17 protein-coding genes are annotated in these 19,239 nt (G+C 72.1%); 7 read left to right on the top strand and 10 right to left on the bottom strand.

Going from position 1 to position 19,239, the window contains the following annotated elements:
* Positions 1-5: 5 nt before the first annotated feature.
* The 3 genes from FAF44_RS26600 to FAF44_RS54975 are packed head-to-tail and all read right to left on the bottom strand — an operon-like array spanning position 6 to position 6,951.
* Complete coding sequence (locus tag FAF44_RS26600; RefSeq protein WP_237105993.1) at positions 6-3,830, bottom strand: S8 family serine peptidase; 3,825 nt, start codon at positions 3,828-3,830, stop codon at positions 6-8.
* A 20-nt stretch (positions 3,831-3,850) separates the two neighbouring features.
* Positions 3,851-3,979 (bottom strand): hypothetical protein, encoded by a 129-nt coding sequence (locus FAF44_RS54980; protein ID WP_272895055.1) that lies wholly within the window; start codon positions 3,977-3,979, stop codon positions 3,851-3,853.
* A gap of 56 nt (positions 3,980-4,035) precedes the next feature.
* On the bottom strand, positions 4,036-6,951 hold the full coding sequence (locus tag FAF44_RS54975; RefSeq protein ID WP_272895054.1) for an AAA family ATPase: 2,916 nt from the start codon (positions 6,949-6,951) through the stop codon (positions 4,036-4,038).
* Between the two features lie 205 nt (positions 6,952-7,156).
* On the opposite strand from FAF44_RS54975, the gene FAF44_RS26585 reads away from it, so the two are divergent.
* Positions 7,157-7,825, top strand: a complete 669-nt coding sequence (locus tag FAF44_RS26585) for an AIM24 family protein (RefSeq protein ID WP_237105992.1) — start codon at positions 7,157-7,159, stop codon at positions 7,823-7,825.
* Positions 7,826-7,892: 67 nt separating this feature from the next.
* Here the strand turns inward: FAF44_RS26585 and FAF44_RS26580 are convergent, their stop codons facing one another.
* The 7 genes from FAF44_RS26580 to FAF44_RS26550 form a co-directional block, all read right to left on the bottom strand.
* Complete coding sequence (locus tag FAF44_RS26580; RefSeq protein WP_237105991.1) at positions 7,893-8,936, bottom strand: cellulose binding domain-containing protein; 1,044 nt, start codon at positions 8,934-8,936, stop codon at positions 7,893-7,895.
* Between the two features lie 107 nt (positions 8,937-9,043).
* A complete protein-coding gene (locus FAF44_RS26575; protein ID WP_237105990.1) occupies positions 9,044-9,886 on the bottom strand; it encodes a universal stress protein in 843 nt (280 codons plus the stop codon).
* Positions 9,883-10,233, bottom strand: coding sequence for a hypothetical protein (locus tag FAF44_RS26570; protein ID WP_237105989.1), 351 nt, complete (start codon positions 10,231-10,233; stop codon positions 9,883-9,885). The genes FAF44_RS26575 and FAF44_RS26570 overlap by 4 nt, the downstream gene beginning before the upstream one ends.
* A 161-nt stretch (positions 10,234-10,394) precedes the next feature.
* On the bottom strand, positions 10,395-11,351 hold the full coding sequence (locus FAF44_RS26565; RefSeq protein ID WP_237105988.1) for a glycine betaine ABC transporter substrate-binding protein: 957 nt from the start codon (positions 11,349-11,351) through the stop codon (positions 10,395-10,397).
* On the bottom strand, positions 11,348-12,124 hold the full coding sequence (locus FAF44_RS26560) for an ABC transporter permease (RefSeq protein WP_237105987.1): 777 nt from the start codon (positions 12,122-12,124) through the stop codon (positions 11,348-11,350). The genes FAF44_RS26565 and FAF44_RS26560 overlap by 4 nt, the downstream gene beginning before the upstream one ends.
* Positions 12,121-13,296 (bottom strand): ABC transporter ATP-binding protein, encoded by a 1,176-nt coding sequence (locus FAF44_RS26555; protein WP_237105986.1) that lies wholly within the window; start codon positions 13,294-13,296, stop codon positions 12,121-12,123. The genes FAF44_RS26560 and FAF44_RS26555 overlap by 4 nt, the downstream gene beginning before the upstream one ends.
* Positions 13,289-13,942, bottom strand: a complete 654-nt coding sequence (locus FAF44_RS26550) for an ABC transporter permease (RefSeq protein WP_237105985.1) — start codon at positions 13,940-13,942, stop codon at positions 13,289-13,291. Before FAF44_RS26550 ends, FAF44_RS26555 begins: the two co-directional genes overlap by 8 nt.
* Positions 13,943-14,091: 149 nt before the next feature.
* Here FAF44_RS26550 and FAF44_RS26545 point away from each other — a divergent pair, with 149 nt between their 5' ends.
* The 6 genes from FAF44_RS26545 to FAF44_RS26520 all read left to right on the top strand — a co-directional run bounded on the left by FAF44_RS26545 (position 14,092) and on the right by FAF44_RS26520 (position 19,071).
* Positions 14,092-14,463 (top strand): hypothetical protein, encoded by a 372-nt coding sequence (locus FAF44_RS26545; RefSeq protein ID WP_237105984.1) that lies wholly within the window; start codon positions 14,092-14,094, stop codon positions 14,461-14,463.
* A gap of 12 nt (positions 14,464-14,475) precedes the next feature.
* The gene (locus tag FAF44_RS26540) at positions 14,476-15,885 is read left to right on the top strand and encodes a HAMP domain-containing sensor histidine kinase (protein ID WP_237105983.1); all 1,410 of its coding nucleotides are present in this window, start codon (positions 14,476-14,478) and stop codon (positions 15,883-15,885) included.
* A complete protein-coding gene (locus FAF44_RS26535) occupies positions 15,882-16,544 on the top strand; it encodes a response regulator transcription factor (protein WP_237105982.1) in 663 nt (220 codons plus the stop codon). The genes FAF44_RS26540 and FAF44_RS26535 overlap by 4 nt, the downstream gene beginning before the upstream one ends.
* 70 nt (positions 16,545-16,614) lie before the next feature.
* Entirely contained in the window at positions 16,615-17,172 is a 558-nt protein-coding gene (locus tag FAF44_RS26530) for a DUF4956 domain-containing protein (protein ID WP_237105981.1), read from the top strand.
* 57 nt (positions 17,173-17,229) lie between these two features.
* The gene (locus FAF44_RS26525; protein WP_237105980.1) at positions 17,230-18,210 is read left to right on the top strand and encodes a polyphosphate polymerase domain-containing protein; all 981 of its coding nucleotides are present in this window, start codon (positions 17,230-17,232) and stop codon (positions 18,208-18,210) included.
* A 183-nt stretch (positions 18,211-18,393) separates the two neighbouring features.
* Positions 18,394-19,071, top strand: a complete 678-nt coding sequence (locus tag FAF44_RS26520) for a DUF6879 family protein (RefSeq protein WP_237105979.1) — start codon at positions 18,394-18,396, stop codon at positions 19,069-19,071.
* Positions 19,072-19,239 lie beyond the last annotated feature (168 nt).

Genomic DNA, 19,239 nt, shown 5'->3' with positions numbered 1-19,239 from the left:
GGGGGTCAGCGCAGGGGGAAGGCGCGGGTGGTGGTCTGTTCGGCCTTGTTGCCTGCGGTGTCCCAGGCCTCGGCCCTGAGGGTGACGGCGCCCTTGGTCCGGGCGAGGGGCGGGTAGGTGAGCGTGGTGGTGTAGACGCCGGTGCGGAGCTTGCGGACCTTGGCGTCCTGCCAGGTCTGGCCGTCGTCGGTGCTGTAGGCGAGCTTCAGCCCCGCGATGGCCGGCAGCCGCTCGGACGAGGCGGGATGGGACACGTCGATCTCGAAGGTGTGCCTGCCTCCGGCGGGCACGGTGTTGTCCAGGGCCTGGGTGTCACGCAGGTCGTAGCCGACGAACAGCAGCGGTTGCGGGTTGCACGGGCCGGACCCGCCGGCCAGCGGGTGACAGGCGGTGGTGGGCGGGGTGGTGTCCTTGTCCATGCCCTTCGAGCGGAAGGTCCAGGCGTTGACCGTGCCGGGGCCGCTCTGTTCGAGCCGGTAGACGCCTTCGTCCTTGGGCAGGGTGAACATCGGGATCGGGGTGCCGGCGACGCGCGGGACCTCCTTGCCGTCCCTGAACAGCTTCGCGTTGGTGTTGGCCTGCGCGCCCTCCGCGCCCAGTCGGCCGTCGCCGGTGACGAGCGTGTAGGCGGGCAGGAACGTGTCGCCGCGCCGGCACATGGCGCACATCACCTTGTACTGGACACCGGGGACCTCGGGGATCACCTGGCCGCCCGGGGTGGCCGGGCCGGTGCCCCAGCGCCGGGTCTGCCTGCCGGGCTTCTCCAGGGTCGTCGCCAGCCCCCAGGTCGAGATGGCGGGGCCGCCGACCGTGCCCTTGCGCAGCGTGTCCGCGGCGAACCCACTGAAGTACTCGGTGCGCCTGGAGGGGGCGGCGAAGTGGAAGGCGGCCGAGAACGAGATCCGCTCCAGCGGCTTGAAGCTGTGCCAGGTCTCGAGCTGGTGGTCGAGGGTCTTGGGCGTGTGGTAGGCGGTGTCCACGGCCGACAGGCGGCCGTTGGTGTAGCGGTAGGTGAGGTCGCGGGGGACGCGGCCGTCCTCGTACTCCTGGAACTGGTAGGTGTAGTCGATCTTCGGGTTGCTGGTGATCTCGAGTGTCACCGGGCCGTCGGCGAGTTGGGCGCGGAGCTTGTCGCCGGCGGCCTTGAGGATCTGGGCCACCGGGAGTTCCGGCGCTCCGGTGCCGTTGTCCGGCCAGGTGGGGATATGGCAGCCGGGGTACACGCGGTTGGCGAACAGCACGATTCCGGCCGCGCCCGCGGCCTTCAGCGCCTCGACGCGCTTGAGGTCGAGGCCGCACGTGTCGTCCGGGTCGATCGTCATCAGCGCGAGCTTGCCGCCCAGGTCGCCCCCGGGGTTCTCGCCGCCGCCGACGTGGACCAGGTCGTAGCGCCGGGTCCCGGCGGGGAAGGGCGTGTCCTGGCCGAGGTCGAAGCTCAACCCGCCGTCGAAGTACTCGTACGTCCTGGCGTCGATCGGGTACTTCTGCGGGGAGACGGCGCGCACGGCCAGTTGCGTGTTGGCCGCCGTGGCCCGGACCGAGAACAGGAACGTCCCCTTGGTGACCTTCTTGGTGGGGCTGATGTACCAGTCGTTCGCGCCGAGGGCGCCCATCGAGCCGGAGGACAGCGGGGTGCCGTCCCAGGCCGTGCGCACGGTGGTGACGGCGCCCCTGCTGTGCCGCCAGTCGATCGGCTTGGGCGTCTCGAAGCGCAGCGGTACGGCGTCGCGGGCGTCGAGGGTGATCTCGGCTCCCTGCTCGGGCACGACCGTCTCCGGGTCGTACAGCAGGACGACCGGGCCCGGCCCGCCGTCGGTCGTCTGGTGCTGGACCCCCGACTGGACGTTGTAGGTGCCCGGCTCGACCATGAAGCGGTAGGTGCCGTCGCCGACGTACTCACGACCGCCGGCGCCGTGGGTGTCGGGGACGTCCACCGCGCCCGCGGACACCCAGAACTCCTGCGACTGCGGCGCGTCGCCGTGCCTGTTGACGACGTGCACGGTCAGCGGCACCTTCTTCGGCCCGCGGCGCAACCCCACCACGGTCCTGACGAGCGCGCCGGAGGGTCCGGTGGCCACCACGGCGCCGCTGTAGCCGCCCTTGGCCAGGCCGTCCGGGCGCAGGGTGACGGTGACGGAGGCGGTGCCGCCGGCGGGGACGGTCACCGTCGGCGCGCTCAGCGTCAGCGCGTCCGCGGCCGCGCCCATGGTGGCGTCGAGAGTGAGCGTCACCTCGGCGGCGCCGTCGTTGGCGTAGGTGACGGTCCGCTGCACGGCGTCGTTCGCGTCGACCGGGATGAGGCCGTAGTCGACGTTCGGCGTGGTGGCGACGACCTCCTGTGAGGTGGCCCTGGCCACGTCCACCCGGCCGGCGCCCTGCTCGTACGCGGTGTAGCCGGTGTCCTTGACGGTCGACATCAGCGCGGCCTTGAGCCGCTGACCGGTCCAGCCGGGATGCTTCTGGGCCAGGAGCGCGGCGGCGCCCGCGACGTGCGGGGTGGCCATCGAGGTGCCGTTCAGGCTGGTGTAGAGGTTGTCGACCGGGCTGCCCAGCGAGGTGCCGGCGGCACGGGCGGCGATGATGGCCACGCCCGGGGCGGCGATGTCCGGTTTGAGGGCGCCGTCGATGACCCGCGGCCCGCGGCTGGAGAAGTCCGCGAGCCGGTCGGTCTTGTCGGTGGCGGCCACCGTCAGCGCGGACGCGGCGGCGCCGGGCGTGCCGATGGTCTCCTTGTCCGGCCCGGTGTTGCCCGCGGCGATCACGAACAGCGCGCCCGTCGAGGCGCTGAGGTCGTCCACGGCCTGGGACAGCGGGTCGGTGCCGTCGGTGGGTGAGCCGCCGAGGCTCATCGAGACGATCTTCGCCTTGGCCTCGGTGGCGGCCCACTCCATGCCGGCGATGATGTCGGAGCTGCTGCCCGAGCCCGAGTCGGCGAGCACCTTGCCGATGACCAGCCTGGCGCCGGGGGCGACGCCCTTGCGCGCGCCCTCGGAGCCCGCGCCCGAGCCCGCCACCGTGGCCGCGACGTGAGTGCCGTGCCCGTGGCCGTCGGTCACCTCCTGTCCCGCGACGAAGCTGCGGCTGTCGGCGATCCGGCCGGCCAGGTCGGGGTGGGCGGCGTCCACACCGGTGTCCAGGACGGCGACCGTGGTGCCGGAGCCGTCGAAGCCGGCTTTCCACGCCTGGGGGGCGCCGATCAGCGGCACGCTCTCGGCGAGGTCGGCCTTGACCCTCGCGTCCAGCCAGACCTTGCCGACGCCGCCGGTCAGCGCGGCTCTGCCCGCGGTCGCGCGCTGACCGCGCAGGGTGGACCAGAAGTCGTCCGCCTTCGCCTTGTCCACCGTCAGCGCGGCGCCGTGGATGCTGGGCAGCGACCGGGTGGCGGTGCTCGCCGGCAGGGCCTGCGCGGTGGTCTTCGGGGCGTCACCCCGGTACTGGACGATCAGCGGCAGCCGGTCGGCCATCCCGTCGGCGTAGCCGTTGTCGGCCAGGTAGCGCACGTCGAACAGCCTGCGGTCCAGGAGGCCCGCGTCGAGGGCGGGCTGGGCGTCGTCGGGGATGACGAAGACGCCCTCCGGCCCCGCCTCGCTGCGGAACAGCGGCGTGTGGCCGTCGGGGCGGCGGGCGGCCTCGGGGGTGGCGGTGTAGCGTCCGCTGCCGTCCCTGGTGAGACGGACGGTGTCGCCGGTGATCAGGGTGAGGTTCCACTGGCCTTCGGCTCCTGGCAGGGTGACGACGGCGCCGTCGTCCTCGGCCGCCTGGGCCGTCGCCGGGGTCAGTAACCCCGCTGCCAGCGCCGCGACGGCCGCGCCGGTCAAGACTCTCCGCATCGGGCGGTGCACCTCTCTGCTCATACGTCGACCCAGCCCTCTTCGGGGTCGGGGTCTTGGGGGCCTTCAGGGCCTTCAGGGCCTTCGGGGTCTTCGGGGTCTTCGGGATCGAGGTCGGGCTCGTCCGCCGGATCGCTCACTTCGGACATGCGCCAAGGATCACAGGAGCCGCAGATGGCTATCCATGGGGCAAACGCCCCATTAGTCAGGCGTCGAGACGGCGGGCCAGCCCGGCACGGGAGCGCAGGCCCAGCTTGCGCATGGCGGAACCCAGGTGCTTGTCCACGGTCTTGGCCGAGATGAACAGCTCCTTGGCGATCTCCTTGTTGGTCAGCCCGGCGGCGGCCAGCCTGGCCACGGCGTGTTCCCTGGGGGAGAGCGCGGAGCCGTAGCCGCGTGGGCCGCCACGATGCCTGGCCGGCAGGGACAGCCCCCATCGCCGGCCCAGTTGGACGGCCCGATCGAGGTCCCAGCTCGCGCCCAGCGTGCCGTACGTGTGCAGAGCGGCCTCCAGCACCGGCACCCCCTGCTCGGCACCGGCCGCGAGCAGGCGCGCCGCGGCCTGCTCGCGGGCCTGCGCGGCCTCGTACGGCGCGGGCAGCCGGTCGTAGGCGGTGGCGGCGGCCGTGAAGCGGGCGGCGTCGGACGTCAGGAAGCCCCCGGCATGGTCGAGCGCCGCCCGCGCGAGCGGCGCGTCCAGCCCGGCGAGCTCGCGTTCGAGGCGCGTCACCAGGTCCCCGGCCTCGTCGCCCCTGCCCAGCCCGACCAGGGCTTCGGCCAGGGCGGGGACGGCGCGCACGCCCACCGGCCACAGCCCCTTGGCCGCCCACAGCCGAAACGCCTCGGCGGTGCGCGCCACGGCCTCCTCCGCGCGGTCCTGGGTGCCGGCCAGCCTGAGCAGGGCGCTGACCGGGAGCGGGAGCACGTCGGCGGCGCCCGTCGTCAGGTTCTCGCGCACCAGGTCGTCGAGGCGGACGGCGTCGCCGTGCCCGCGCGCCAGCGCCAGGCAGGCGGCCACGGTCTCCGCCGTGAGCCGGTAGCTGCGCAGGTCGGCGAAGCGCGCGAGCGAGGCGTCGAGCTCGTCCTCCAGCCCGTCCCACGGACCCCGGCAGTAGGCCAGGGTCGCCAGGTTCAACCGGCACCTGAATTCGAGCAGGCCCGTGACGTCGTGCTCGGCCGCCTCGTGCAGCGCGGCGTCCAGCAGACGGCGGGCGTCGTCGTGCCGTCCGGCCAGGCAGGCGACCTCGCCGATCGACTCGTAGGCGACCGCCTCCCACCGGTTGGCCGGACGGCCCCCGGTCCGCGTCACGACCTGCTCGGTCAGGCCCGCCGCACGGGGGTCGCCGACGAGGGTCAGCACCATGGCGACCTTGCCGAGGACGGAGCTGTGCCGCTCGGGCTCGGCGATCTCGGGGAGCCGGTCGAGGGCCCGGTCGAGCCAGTGGAGGTGCTCGGCGAGTGGGATGCCGGGGCTTCGCGGCATGCCCAGGCCCACCATCGCGTAGGCGGCGAGAACCGGCCGGTCCCCGAGGTCGGCGACGGCGTCCGTCATGGCTCTGCGGGCCGCCTCCGGGGGTGCGCCCGCGGCCTCGAGCTTCACGCCGATGAGGTAGTTCAGCTCGCCGCGAACCGGTCCGGGCGGCTGCCGCTCCGCGGCGCGGCGCAGCAGGGCGACGAGTTCGTCGCCGCCCAGCGCGTGGCCGCCGGCCCAGCCCAGCTTCGCCGCGAGCCTGCCCTCCCGTACGGGATCGAGGGACGTCAGCCCGGACGGGGCGAGGGGCTCGTGCCGGAGCACCGCGGCGAGGAGGCGTTCGGCCTCGGCGTCGTTGGCCAGGGCCACGGCCTGGTCGGCGGCCTGCTCCGCGGCGTCCACCCAGGCGTCGTGATGGCCGGCGTGGCGGTGGTGGTGGGCGATCTGGCCCAGCGGCGTGGGACGTTGCCCGGACACGGCCGTGGCCGCGCGGGCGTGCAGGTCCTGCCGCCTCGACAGCGGGATGCTGCCATAGACGGCCTGCACGGCCAGCGCGTGCCGGAAGCCCGCCGTTCCGGAGCGTTCGGTGAACAGACCGCGGTCGAGCAGCTCGTCCAGGCCCTCGTGGGCGTCCCGCTCGGGCACGCGGCAGGTGGCCGTGAGCACCGGCACCGCCACGCTCACCTGCAGCACCGCCGCGGCCTCCGCGACCGCCTGGGCGTTCGCGCTCATGCGGCGCACCCGCTCCAGCACCGAATCCCGCACCCCGGCGGGGACGCCCAGCCCGTCGAGCGTCTTGCGGGCCCACCGGGTGCCGCGCTGGACCAGCACGCCCCGGGCACGCAGCAGCGCGACGAGCTCCTGGACGGCGTACGGCAGGCCGGAGGCGCGCTCGCACAGATAGGCGGCGAACTCCTCCGACACCTGCGCGGTCCCCAGGATGGAGGCCGCCAGCTCGTTCGTGTGCGCGGCGTCCAGCGGGGCCAGGACGAGATGGGCGTGGGCCAGCCCCGGACGCAACCGCGCGGTGAGCGCCCGCAGCCCGGGCCCCGCCTCCTCGCCACGGAAGGTGAGGACGAGCCCGAGCCCCGGCGGCGGGTCGGCGAGCAGGTAGGCGAGGAACTCGATCGTCTGCTCGTCGGCCCAGTGCAGGTCCTCCAGCACCAGCACGACCGGCCCGAGCGCCCCGATCAGCTCCATGAGCCCACGGAACACGCGGTGCCGCAGTCCGGCGGGGTCGTCCAGCGGTCTAGGCGCGTCCGGAAGCAGATGGGCGAGTTCGGGCAGCAGGGGGTGCAGGGCGCCGGTCACGGGCGACAACCCCGTCACGGCCGGCCCGCCGGCGGTGGCGGGCGGCGCGTCGCCCGAGGGCAGCCGCGCGGCGGCCCCGCGCAGGGCTTCGATGACGGGGCCGAGCGGGAACGGCTCGCGGATCTGCGCGCAGCCGCCGACGAGCGGCGGGCGGTCACGCAGCTCGTCCGCCGCGGCCAGCTCGCCGACCAGCCGCGTCTTGCCGATTCCGGCCTCGCCCTCGATCATGACCACGGCCGGGGGACGCGCCACCACCGCCATCAGCCGGCGCAACTCCGCGTCCCGGCCCACGAGGATCGGCGAGATCACCCGCTCGACGGTCACATCGGCATCGTCCATGGTCGAAGCCAATTGAAGCGCCGACCGCATGAAATGTCACGTCTTGTCGGCATGCTCCACCGGGACCCGGCACGTGGACAGGGAAGCGGGGTTTCTGGCGGGGGCGGTGGCGAACCTGGTTGGATTGGGTCATATCGCTCTCGGCCATGGGTGGCGGGCTCGCGTGCGGCCGGAGTGAGCGTCAGCATCCAGGAAGGTGAGACACGTGCGTAGCTCTGTTTTCGGCAACCTCGACCCCCAGCAGTTGCCTCCGGGCTTCGCTCTGGAGAACGACAAGCTGCTGCGCGTGCAGTTGCCGCACGAGGTGCTGGCCAAGCAGGGCTCGATGGTGGCCTTCCAGGGGCAGATGGACTTCGACTACGAGGGCGCCGGCGGCATCGGGAAGTTGTTCAAGAAGGCGCTGACGGGTGAGGGCGCCTCCTTGATGCGGGTCCGCGGCGAGGGGCTGCTGTACCTGGCCGACAACGCGGACGACGTGCACCTGTTCTTCCTGGAGAACGAGGGGATCACGGTCAACGGGCGCAACCTGCTGGCCTTCCAGCCGCAGCTCACCTGGGACATCCAGCGGGTCCAGGGGGCCGGGATGGCCGCCGGAGGGCTGTTCAACACCACGGTGACGGGCACCGGGTGGGTGGCGGTGACCACGCACGGCGCACCGGTGCTGCTGGACGCGGCCCGCATGCCGACGTACGTGGACGGACAGGCGGCGGTGTGCTGGAGCACGTCGCTGCAGGTCGGGGTCAACCGGACGATGAAGGTGGGGGCGTTGATCGGGCGGGGCAGCGGGGAGGCGATGCAACTGGCGTTCAGGGGGCAGGGCTTCGTGCTGGTGCAGGCCAGCGAGGGGCACCCCGTCCCGCAGGCGGCCCGCTGAGCTTCGGCCGGGCCGTCCGACGCCCGATGACGTCGGACGGCCCGGCACCGCGACCCGGTCGGAGCCGCTAGGCGCAGGTCGTCACGGGGACGGTGTTCGTGCCGTTCCAGGAGCCCAGGAAGCCGAACGTGGTCGCGGCCCCGGGCGAGAGCTGGCCGTTCCACGAGGCGTTCCGCACCGTCACGGACGAGCCCGAGGCGCTCAGCGTGCCGCCCCAGAGCTGGCTGATCTGCTGGCCGTTCGCGTACGTCCAGGTCACCGTCCACGCGGACTTCGCCGTGCTGCCGGTGTTCTTGACGGTGACCTCACCCTGGAAGCCGCCCTGCCACTGCCCCGTGACCGTGTACGTGGCGGTGCAGCCGCCCACGGGCGGGGGCGTGACGGTGGTGGTGACGGTGGGCGTGGGGGTGGTGCCGAGCGCGTCCACGAGGGCCGGGTACCACTTGTCGGACATCTTCTGGTCGCCGGCGGCGTTCGGGTGCACCCCGTCGTAGGTGTCGGTGCCGGTGCTGAAGCCCGTCCACTGGTCCACCACCGTGATCGGCGACTGGAGGGTGCTGGTCGAGGCGGCCCAGGCGGGGATGGCGTTGTTGAAGTTCACGGCGCGCTGGGCGCAGTCGGCGCAGGTGGACGGGTTCATCGGGATGATCTTGGCGACGAGGATCCGCATGTTGGGGTTGCTCGCCCGCATCTGGTTCACCAGCGTGGTGAACGCACCGAGGATCGTCGCCGGGGCGATGTTGCTCCACACGTCGTTGGTGCCGAAGTGCATGAGCACGATGTCGGGCTGGGTGGCGGACAACCAGCCGGGCAGCAGGCCCTGGTTGGCCACGTTGGTGGCCAGGTAGCCGCCGTGCCCCTCGTTGTCGCCGTCGTACGACACCCCGCACCCCTGCGGCGGGAGGGTGCCGACGAAGTCGATGCCGGTGTGCCCGGCGGTCTGCAGGCGGTTCCAGAGCAGGGCCCGCCAGCAGCCGGGGGAACCGGTGATCGAGTCGCCCAACGGCATGATCTTGATGGGCGCGGCGCTCGCCGTGGCGGTGGTGGCGAACAGCACCGCGGCGGCCAGCGCCACCATCGCGGCCAGCACGGAGCCGATCTTGCTGCGCATCGTGTGCTCTCCCGTCGTAAGCCTGCGCAGATCGTAGGATCGGCGGCCGCGGGCGGGAAGGCGGCGATCACCGCGAGGGCTCCAACCTGCGGCGACGGATGTAAGTTTCAGGCGGCCCGGCCGCGCACCACCGCCAGCGGGCAGGGGGCGTGGTGCAGCAGGGCCTGACTGATCGAGCCGATGAGCATGCCCGCGAGTTGCCCGTGCCCGCGCGACCCCACCACCAGCAGGTCGGCGTCCGCGGCAGCCTCCCTGAGCACCTCGACCGGGTGCCCGTGCACGACCTCGGCGACGACGTCCACGCCGGGATGCCGGTCGCGGTGCCCGGCCAGCGACACCTTCAGGGCGCGCAGGGTGTCCTGCTCGCTCTCGCGGGAGGCCGGCTCGAAGCCGCCGAGGTGGGGCCAGGCCCACGCCTGTACGGCACGCAGCCGCGAGCCGCGCAACTCGGCCTCGGCGAAGGCGACGTCGAGGGCGTGGCAGGCGCCAGGCGAGCCGTCGGTCCCGATCACGATCTCACCGCGCGGCGCGGCGGGCGCCTCGTGGATCAGCACCACGTTCGTACGCGCGTGCGCCGCCACCCCGTACGCGACCGAGCCGACGAGCAGCCCGCGCACCCCGCCGATCCCGCGGCTGCCCACCACCAGGAGTTCGGCCGCCTCGGATGCCTTGACCAGGGCCGAGCGGGGGTCGCCCGGCAGCAGCACGCTCTCCAGCCGCACCTGCGGCCACACTCGGCGCGCGCGGTCGCAGGCGGCGGTCAGCACGGTGTCGGCGCCGTCGCGCAGCCATCGGGCCACCTCGGCGTAACGGACGGCGCCTTCCTCACAGATCCACTTCGGGACGGCGTGCGCCACGGTCAGCGGCACCTGACGCAGAGCCGCCTCCGCGGCGGCCCAGCCCGCGGCCTCCAGCCCGGTGCGGGAACCGTCCACACCAACGATGATCATGACAGCGCGTAACACTCCACCTCGGCGCGGCGGAAGGGTATTCCCTCCTGCTCGGAGTGGCGGATGCACGAGCGCTCGGACTTGCTGAGCTGCAGCGTGCCGCAGACGGTGATGCCGGAGTAGGTCCGGCAGTCGAGTGTCAGGTCGGCCTGGCCGATGCGGTACATACGTTTGACGGCCGCGCGGCACTTCGCCTTCCCCAGGTCGGAGAAGCGGCATTGGGCGATCAGAGTGTCGTACTGCTCCTGGCTCACTTCGTGGCGTTCCATGCCGTCTCCGGCGGCGGCGGTGGCGCCGGGGATGGCCATCACGACGAGTAGTCCTGCGACAGCGGCGAATCTCTTCATGTTCCCCCTGATGGGGACCGTACCGCTGACGGCGATCGCCAAACCTCCCGGGCCCGGCCGCGACCGTCGCCGGCCGTCGTGGCCGCCGACCGTCCGGGTGGGGCTTTGCGCGACGGAGGACGTGCCTTGTGCCGAGGTTTACCGGGCGAGCCGCCCGCCGGTCACTTCACGAAACCCTGTGACCTGAGCCAGTCGCGGGCGACCAGCACGGGCACGTCGCCGTCCACGTCCACGCGGGCGTTGAGGTCGCGCATCACGTCGTTGGTCAGCCTGGCGGTGATGGGCGCGAAGATCCGGGCGATCTCCGGGTGCGCCCGCGCGATCGGGAGACGCATCGTCACGGCCGCGTTGTACAGCGGGAAGAAGTGCCGGTCGTCCTCCAGCAGCACCAGGTCGAGCGCCTTGACCCGGCCGTCGGTCGAGCTGACCAGGCCCATGGCGCACTGCCCGCTGGCGACCGAGTTGTACAGGATGCCGACCGACACCTGACGCACGTTGCCTCTCGGGACGTCCTCGCCGTAGGTCAGGCCGTAGCCCCTGAGCATGCCGAGGAAGCCGTCCTCCCGGCCGAACGCCTCGTGGTCGACGCAGTACGTGCGCCGCGCCACGGGGATCTTCGTCATGTCCGAGATCTTCGTCAGGCCGTACTCCTCGGCGGTGGCGCGGGTGGCGGCGATCGCGTACGTGTTGTTCAGCGGGGCCGGCGGCAGCCAGACGATGCCGTTCTCGCGCAGGTCGAGGTCGCGTACGGCCTCGTAGAGTCGCATGGCGTCCGGGATCGGCCGGGTCTGGCCGAGATAGGTGATCCAGGCGGTGCCGGTGTACTCCCACATGAGGTCGGCGTCGCCCCTGGTCAGCGAGGCTCGGGCGTTCACGCTGCCCTGTACGTTCGTCTGGTCGCGCACGTCCGCGCCGGCCGCCGCGAGGGCGAGCACGGCGATCTTCCCGAGCACGAGCTGCTCCGTGAACTCCTTCGAGGTCACCCGCACTTCCGCGCCCTCCAGCGACGGCACCGGCCGGATGCTGCCCGGCTCCACCGGCGGCACGAACGACGACGCCGGCTGCAGCCCGCACGCCACGACGGCGACGAGCAGCAGCATCGCCGCGAGCGGCCTCACGCCAGCCCTTTCGGCGACAGGACGCGCTGCGCGAGCCCGGCCAGCCAGTCGATGAGCAGGGCCAGCACCGCGATCAGCACGCATCCCGTGATCAGGACCAGGTTGCGCTGCGTGCTGACGCCCGTGGTGATGAGATCGCCGAGACCGCCGGACCCGATGAACGCCGCGATGCCCGCCGTGCCCACGTTCAGCACCAGCGTGGTCCGCACGCCGGACAGGATGACCGGCGCCGCCATCGGCAGCTCGACCTTGAACAGCACCCCGGCCGCCGACATGCCGATGCCGCGCCCGGCGTCCACCAGCCGCGGGTCCACCTGCTCGATCCCCACCATCGTGTTACGCAGCGTCGGCAGCAGGCTGTAGGCGAACAGCGCCGCCACCGCCGTCCAGAAGCCGATCTGGAACAGCACCGCCAGCAGCACCACCAGGCCCACCGCCGGGGTGGCCTGACCCAGGTTGACCAGGCCCAGCACGATCGGCGTGGCCCGGCGCAGCCCGCGCCGCGTGAGCAGCACGCCCAGCGGCAGCGCCACCGCCAGCACCAGCACGGTCGAGAAGAACACCAGCTCGATGTGCTGCCACGTGCGCCTGAGCAGGTACGGCAGGTTGAGCGAGCCGCGTTCGATGCTGTCGAGCGGCACGATCTGCGTGTAGGCCACCATCGCCACGGCCACGGCGAGGTAGCACAGCGGCGGCACGATCACCCGCCACGACCGCCCGATCCGCGGCTCCGGGACGGTGGCCTCCTTGGCCGCCGCGCTCTCGACCGTCACCGGGCCTCGCCCCTGCGCAGGCGGCGCTCCCGCTCGCGCGCCTTGATCGACTGGATCGCGTTCTGCACCGTCGCCAGCGACAGCGCCCCCGCGTACGCCCGCCGCCTGCCGAGCACGGGCACGATGTCGGTGTCGCTGTTGAGCAGCGTCTCCAGGGCGTCCTGGAGGGTCATGCGGTGGCCGATCGTGCTGGTGACGGGGGCGCCGGCGGTGCCGACCGGGCCGTTCAGCGTTTCGAGGTCGGTCTGGGCCAGCCACCTGAGCGGGCGGCGCATCCCGTCGAGGACCAGGGCGTAGCCGCGGCCGTCGAGCTCGACCTCGCGCAGCAGGTCGCGCGCGTCCATGTCCTCCGAGGCGGACGGCACCCGGTCGAGCTCGATGTCGCCCACCTGGGTCAGGCGCAGCAGCCGCATCGAGGAGCCGCCGCCCAGGAACTGCTCGACGTAGTCGCTGGCCGGGTTCGTGAGGATCTCGGCCGGTCTGGCGTACTGCACGATGTGCCCGGGACGCTGCATGACCGCGATGTGGTCGCCGATCTTGAGCGCCTCGTCCACGTCGTGCGTGACGAAGACGATGGTCTTGGCCAGTTCTTCCTGGAGGCGGAGCAGTTCGTCCTGGATGCGTTCGCGGCTGATGGGGTCGAGGGCGCCGAACGGCTCGTCCATGAGCAGCACGGGCGGGTCGGCCGCCAGGGCCCTGGCCACGCCGACCCGCTGTTGCTGGCCGCCGGAGAGCTGGCGCGGATAGCTGTCGCGGAACGTCTGCGGCTCCAGGCCGACCAGCGTGAGCAGTTCGTCCACGCGCTCGGCGACGCGCTCGCGGCCCCAGCCGAGCATCTTCGGCACCTGGGCGACGTTGGCGGCCACCGTCATGTGGGGGAACAGGCCGGCCTGCTGGATGACGTACCCGATGTGCCTGCGCAGGCGGTCGGGGTCGATGTCGCGGGAGTTCTGGCCGCCGATGAGGATGTCGCCGGCGGTCGGCTCGATCAGGCGGTTGATCATCCGCATGGTGGTCGTCTTGCCGCAGCCGGACGGGCCGAGCAGGACCACGATCTCACCCGCCGGGATGCTCAGGTCCAGCTCTCGGACGGCGGGCTCGCCGCCGCCGGGGAAGGACTTGGTCACCTTCCGCAGCTCGATCGGCACCCCGCCGGTTACCTGGTCAGCCACGGGCGGCCCGCGTTCCCGGAGTGGTGAGCCGGCCGAGCAGGACCAGGCAGCCGTCGAAGAGGAGCGCGAGGATCGCCACCCCGATCGTGCCGGTCAGCGCTGAGTTGACCGCGTTCGCACCGCCCAGCCTGGCCAGCCCCGAGAAGATCTGCTCACCCAGGCCGGGGCCCGACACGTACGCGGCCACGGCGCCGATGCCCATCGCGAGCTGGGTGGCGACCCGGATGCCGGTCAGGATCACGGGCCAGGCCAGCGGGAGTTCGACCCTGGTGAGCGATCTGCGGCGGCTCATGCCGATGCCGCGGGCGGCGTCCACCAGCAGCGGATCGACGCCGCGCAGGCCGACGACGGTGTTGCGGATGATGGGCAGCAGCGCGTACACGACGATCGCGGTCACGCTCGGCGCCACCCCCAGGCCGAGCGGTGGGATCAGCAGGCCGAGCAGCGCCAGCGACGGGATCGTGAACAGCACCCCCGCGGTGGCCGTGGCGAAGGCGGACGTGCGCGGGCTGCGGTAGGTGGCGACGCCGATGAGCACGCCGAGGACGGCCGCGACCAGGACACACTGGGCGACCATGCTGGCGTGCTGCGCCGCTTCGAAGGCGATGAGGTCCCATCGATCCTTGACGTACTCCCACAGGTTCATCCCTCGAAGACTTAACCGTGATTCCACGCCTCAAACGCCCCAGAAGTCACGCCGGTAACGAGGTTCTCGTGCGGGCGACGGCAGGCAGATGAGAGGTTTCTCATCTGTGCTTCAGCGTGGTCTCCTCGAAGGGCGTCAGAGTCGGGTCCATGAAACTTCGGGGAACGATGCTCCTCCTCACCCTGGGAGTGATGGCGGCCGGGGTCATCTCGGTGGGGCTGGTGCGGGCGGCCGACGAGGAGCTCGATCTCGGCGGGCCCGTCGTGGTCTCGCCGTCGTCCTCGTCCTCGTCCTCGTTCACGCGCTCGCCCGCGCCCTCAGCCGTGCCGTCGTCGTCCCCGTCCGGTGGGGGGCGCGCCTCCGAATCCGCTTCCGGGCCCGCTTCCGGGCCCACCGGGAGCGACCTGCGGCCGACGCCGCGCCGGGCGAAGGCCGAGCCGGTGCAGCCGCCCCCGCCCAGCCCGGGGGGCGACGACGACGGCGGCGACGACGATGATGGCGAAGATGACGGCGACGACTGATGGGGAGAGCACATGCGGCTGAGCGCCCGCGCCCGGATCGTGGGCTGGATGCTCGCCGTCGTCGGTCTCGCCCTGGGCGTCGCCGTGTCCGTGACCTGGTCCACCCTGCTCACCCGGCTCGACCACCGGATGGAGCTGGAGCTGGGCAACGAGGTCGAGAAGCTGCGCCGCTACGCCGGCTCCGCCCTCGACCAGCAGGCCGGCAAGCCGCTCATCGACCTCGAGAACCTGCTGGTCGGCTACCTCCAGCTCAACGCGCCCGACCGGTGGGAGACCTTCTTCAGCATCATCGACGGCAAGGCCCACAAGATCACCGCGATTCCGCCGCCCGTACGCCTCGACACCGATGACGCGCTGGTCGCCCGGATGGCCGGGGCGTCCAAGGTCGAGCGGCACGAGATGGAGACCGCGCGGGGAACGGTCCACTACGCGGTGATCCCGGTGAGCGTGGCCGGCGACACCCGGCGCGGGCATTTCGTCGTGGCGCACTTCTACGACCTGCATCGCGCCGAGATCGTCGACGCGGTGGGCGTGCTCGGGCTGTCCGCGCTGGCGGCGCTCACGCTGGCGGGGGCGGCCGGCTGGTTCGTGGCGGGGCAGGTGCTGGCGCCGGTGCGGCTCGTCCGCCAGACGGCCGAGCAGATCAGCGACTCCAGCGACCTCACCCGCCGGCTCGACGTGCCGGGCGACGACGACGTGGCCGCGCTGGCGTCCACCTTCAACCACATGCTCGACCGGCTCGAACAGGCATTCGTCGTGCAGCGCCACTTCATGGACGACGCCGGTCACGAGCTGCGCACCCCGATCACGGTCGTGCGCGGCCACCTGGAGCTGATGGGCGACGATCCCGACGACCGGGCCGAGACCCTCGCCCTGGTCACCGACGAGCTCGACCGGATGAACCGCATCGTCGACGACCTCCTCACCCTCGCCAAGGCGGAGCAGCCGGGCTTCCTCGCGCTCGACAACGTCGAGCTGGCCGACCTCACGGTCAGCGTGGTCGCCAAGGCGCGCGCGCTCGGCGAGCGGCAGTGGCGGGTCGACGAGGTGGCCGAGGCCCGCCTGCCGGCCGACCGCCAGCGGCTCACGCAGGCGCTCATGCAGCTCGTGGCCAACGCCGTGCGCCACACCACCGACGACGACCTGATCGCCGTCGGCTCCGCCGTCCGCGACGGGCGCGTCGAGCTGTGGGTGCGCGACAGCGGTCCCGGGGTCGCGCCGGCCGAGCGGGAGCGCATCTTCGGGCGGTTCGTCCGCGGCGCCGGCCGTACCGGCGCGCACGACGGGGCCGGTCTCGGCCTGGCCATCGTGCGTTCCATCGCGCAGGCGCACGGCGGCACGGTACAGGTTACGGAGGCTCCCGGGGGAGGGGCCTGTTTCGTCATGTCCCTTCCGTTGTGGGAGTTGTGGAGGCTGGGTTGAACCGGATTCTGATCGCCGAGGACGAAGCCCGCATCGCGTCCTTCGTGGAGAAGGGCCTGCGGGCCAACGGCTTCGTGACCGCCGTGGTGGGAGACGGGGCCGCGGCCTACGACCTGGCCGGGGCGGGCGGCTTCGACCTGCTCATCCTCGACATCGGCCTGCCGCTGAGCGACGGGTTCACGGTGTTGCGGCGGCTGCGGGAGTCCATGGTGACCATCCCGGTGATCATTCTGACCGCGCGTGACAGCGTGAGCGACACGGTGGCGGGGCTGGAGGGCGGGGCCGACGACTACATCGCCAAGCCCTTCGCCTTCGAGGAGCTCCTCGCCCGGGTGCGGCTGCGGCTGCGGGCCGACCGCACGCCGGAGGTGACCGTGCTGCGGGTGTCCGACCTGTCGCTCGACCTGCGTACGCGGCGGGTCTACGTCGGGGAGCGCGCGGTCGACCTGTCCACCAGGGAGTTCGCGCTGGCGGAGATCTTCTGCCGGCACCCCGACCAGGTGCTGACGAGAGAGCAGCTCCTCAGCCACGTGTGGGGGTTCGACTTCGACCCCGGCTCCAACGTGGTGGACGTCTACGTGCGCTACCTGCGGCGCAAGATCGGCGCCGACCGCATCGAGACCGTCCGCGGCACCGGTTACCGCATGAGAGTCGCCTAATCATCAGCTCACGGTCGCTTCACGCCCCACCGCCAGGCTGTTCATCAGGAACGCTACGGAGGGAGCGGTTGTGGCAACCGGACTCATGATGGACGTCGTGTCGATCGTCGTGCTCGCCTACGGGCTCTACTATCGGCGCCACCACCGGCGTGATCTGCTGTTCGCCTACATCGCGCTCAACGTGGGCATCTTCGCGGTCGTGTCGCTGCTGCTGGTGCAGCGGATCGACATCGCCGTCGGGTTCGGGCTGTTCGGCGTGCTGTCGATCATCCGGCTGCGGTCCAGCGAGATCACCCAGCAGGAGATCGCCTACTACTTCGTCGCGCTCGTGCTGGGCCTGGTCAACGGCATCGCCGGCATGTGGCCGCTGACAGCGCTCGCGCTGAACGCCGTGCTGCTGACCGTGATGTGGATCGCCGACCACCAGAGCCTGCTGGGGCGTACCCGCCATCAGGTCGTGACGCTCGACGTGGTGCACGCCGACCCGGAGGCGCTGAAGGTCGATCTGGAGAGCCGGCTGCGGGCGCGGGTGCTGCAGTGCGAGGTCACACAGGTGGACTACGTACGGGATGTGACGGTGGTGGACGTCCGCTACATGGTGCCGAACTCGAGGGTGGGTGCGCGATGAGGGTCTACGCCGGGAACACGCCGAGGAGACCGGTGTCGTCGGGGAAGGGGGCCGTCGATGGCTGAGCTGTACGCGGACGCGCTGCTCGCGGGGGCCGCCGCCACGATGCCGGCGATCGGGCTCGACGACGTGCCGGAGCTGATGAGCCGGGTCGACCGCAAGTACATCCTGACCGCCTCGACCATGGCGCGGCTGGCGGCGGAGCTGGGTGACCGCTTCCACGCGCTGCGGATCGGGGGGCGGCGGCAGTTCCGCTACACCTCCACCTACTTCGACACCCCCGGCCTGCTCACCTACCACCAGCATCGGCAGGACCGGCGGCGCAGGTTCAAGCTGCGCACGCGCACCTACCTCGACGGGGGTGGCCAGTGGCTGGAGCTCAAGCTCAACGGCGCGCGGGGCAGCACGGACAAGCACCGCATCCCCTACGACGACGTGCCGTGCCATGCGCTCACGAGCCGGGCCCTCGACTTCGTGCGCGACACGCTGCTGAGCGAGCTGCGCATCGTCGCGCCCGAGACCCTGGAGCCGGTGCTGGCCACCGACTACCGGCGGGTGACGCTCATCGACCGCTCCGGCTCGGCCCGGGTCACCTGCGACACCGGGCTGCTGTTCCGCGAGGGGGAGCGGGTCGTCCCGGCCAGGGGAGACCTGGTGCTGCTGGAGTCGAAGTCGGCCGACGGGCGGGCGCTGGTCGACAGGGTCCTGCGCGGGCTGGGGGTGCGGCCGGTCAGCGTGAGCAAGTACTGCCTCGCCGTCGCCGCCCTGCGGGGCCTGCCCGCCAACCGATGGCGGCCGGTGCTGGAGCGGTATCTCGTCCATCGGCCGGGTCCTCGACGCCCGGCCGCGCGGACACCCGGGGCCGGGCTCTGGCAGGGGCACCCGCACGGACGCTCGGCGACGGGCCCAGTGACGGGCCCAGTGACGGGCCCAGTGACGGGCCCAGTGACAGGCTCAGCGACGGGCCCAGCGATTGGCGGTGTGGCGGGGGCGAGCCGGGGCGGTGAGCGGTCGTGGTCGCCGGGAGGTGGTGGCTGATCGACGGGCTCGACCCGCCCGCGCTGACCTGCGGAAACTCGACACAGCGACTTCGTGGTGATAGTCAGGGACTTGACCGGAGAGTGCAGGTGGCGATCATCGTCGGCGGTGTTGACCGGCCGCGCTGAACGCCTGGTGGTGGTCCTGCGGGGCAGGCTGCCTTCGGCAAGAGGGATGTGCCTGATGCTGGAGCGCATTCGGGAGATACCGGGCGTTCTGCTGAGTGCGGATGAGTATCTCGACGACTTCTGGCCCAACTTCCACCGGATCGACGACGTCCTCTGGAAGCTCGAACGCATCCAGAGTTTCCAGGAGGCGGGCGAGCCGAGCTGGGTCGCGATGATGGAGGGCGACTGGGAGCGCTCGCTCAAGCTCATCGACGACGGGCGCGGGGTGTGGCACGAGCACGAGCGGGCGGCCAAGCGTTTCCCCCGGCGGCGGATCAGGATCGTCGAGCAGCCGGTGACGCCGTACCTGCAGTGGGAGATGCACGTACTGGCGCTGCGGGCGGCGAGCGTGGAGCAGGTGCGGGTGCTCGACGCGGGCGAGGTGGCCGAGATCGAGGTCGGTCGGCGGCTGCCCGAGTTGGTCGTGCTCGGGACAGTGGCGATGTACGAGGTGACCTACGACGACTCGGGCACGCACAGCGGGGCGCGGCGGATCGACGATCGGGAAGTGATCGCCGCCTGCCGGGGTGAGCTCGACAAGCTCTATGCCGGGGGAGAGGAGTTCCGGGCCTATTACGAGCGCGAGATCGTGCCGCTGCCCGCTCCCCGGGCGACCGTCCGAGGGCGTGACGGTTCGTTGACCCGGCGGCCGGGGCGCTCAGTGCCGGCACCCGGGCGCGGTCCAACGGCCTGATCCCGGCCTTCCTGGCCGGGTCGGCGAATCGAATCACGGCCCGGGGGATCGGGTCTGGCGCCTGCCCCTGTCCCCAGCCGAACCGGGTTGCGTCCTGAGACCCGAGCCGCCCGTCTGGCTGCTCGTCGGTGTCGGTGTCGGTGTCGGGGTTGGGGTTGGCGTTGGGGC

It is taken from the genome of Nonomuraea sp. MG754425, from assembly GCF_021699195.1.
Classification (GTDB): domain Bacteria; phylum Actinomycetota; class Actinomycetes; order Streptosporangiales; family Streptosporangiaceae; genus Nonomuraea.
The sequence above is the reverse complement of the archived record's forward strand: the minus strand, read 5'-3'. Positions and strand labels throughout refer to the sequence as shown.

Coding starts and splice junctions, on each gene's coding strand:
- FAF44_RS54975 (WP_272895054.1), bottom strand. CDS start 6,951: ATGGACGATGCCGATGTGACCGTCGAGCGGGTGATCTCGCCGATCCTC.
- FAF44_RS26545 (WP_237105984.1), top strand. CDS start 14,092: ATGAAACTTCGGGGAACGATGCTCCTCCTCACCCTGGGAGTGATGGCG.
- FAF44_RS26525 (WP_237105980.1), top strand. CDS start 17,230: ATGGCTGAGCTGTACGCGGACGCGCTGCTCGCGGGGGCCGCCGCCACG.
- FAF44_RS26570 (WP_237105989.1), bottom strand. CDS start 10,233: ATGAAGAGATTCGCCGCTGTCGCAGGACTACTCGTCGTGATGGCCATC.
- FAF44_RS26580 (WP_237105991.1), bottom strand. CDS start 8,936: ATGCGCAGCAAGATCGGCTCCGTGCTGGCCGCGATGGTGGCGCTGGCC.
- FAF44_RS26520 (WP_237105979.1), top strand. CDS start 18,394: ATGCTGGAGCGCATTCGGGAGATACCGGGCGTTCTGCTGAGTGCGGAT.
- FAF44_RS54980 (WP_272895055.1), bottom strand. CDS start 3,979: ATGTCCGAAGTGAGCGATCCGGCGGACGAGCCCGACCTCGATCCCGAA.
- FAF44_RS26540 (WP_237105983.1), top strand. CDS start 14,476: ATGCGGCTGAGCGCCCGCGCCCGGATCGTGGGCTGGATGCTCGCCGTC.
- FAF44_RS26600 (WP_237105993.1), bottom strand. CDS start 3,830: ATGCGGAGAGTCTTGACCGGCGCGGCCGTCGCGGCGCTGGCAGCGGGG.
- FAF44_RS26575 (WP_237105990.1), bottom strand. CDS start 9,886: ATGATCATCGTTGGTGTGGACGGTTCCCGCACCGGGCTGGAGGCCGCG.
- FAF44_RS26550 (WP_237105985.1), bottom strand. CDS start 13,942: ATGAACCTGTGGGAGTACGTCAAGGATCGATGGGACCTCATCGCCTTC.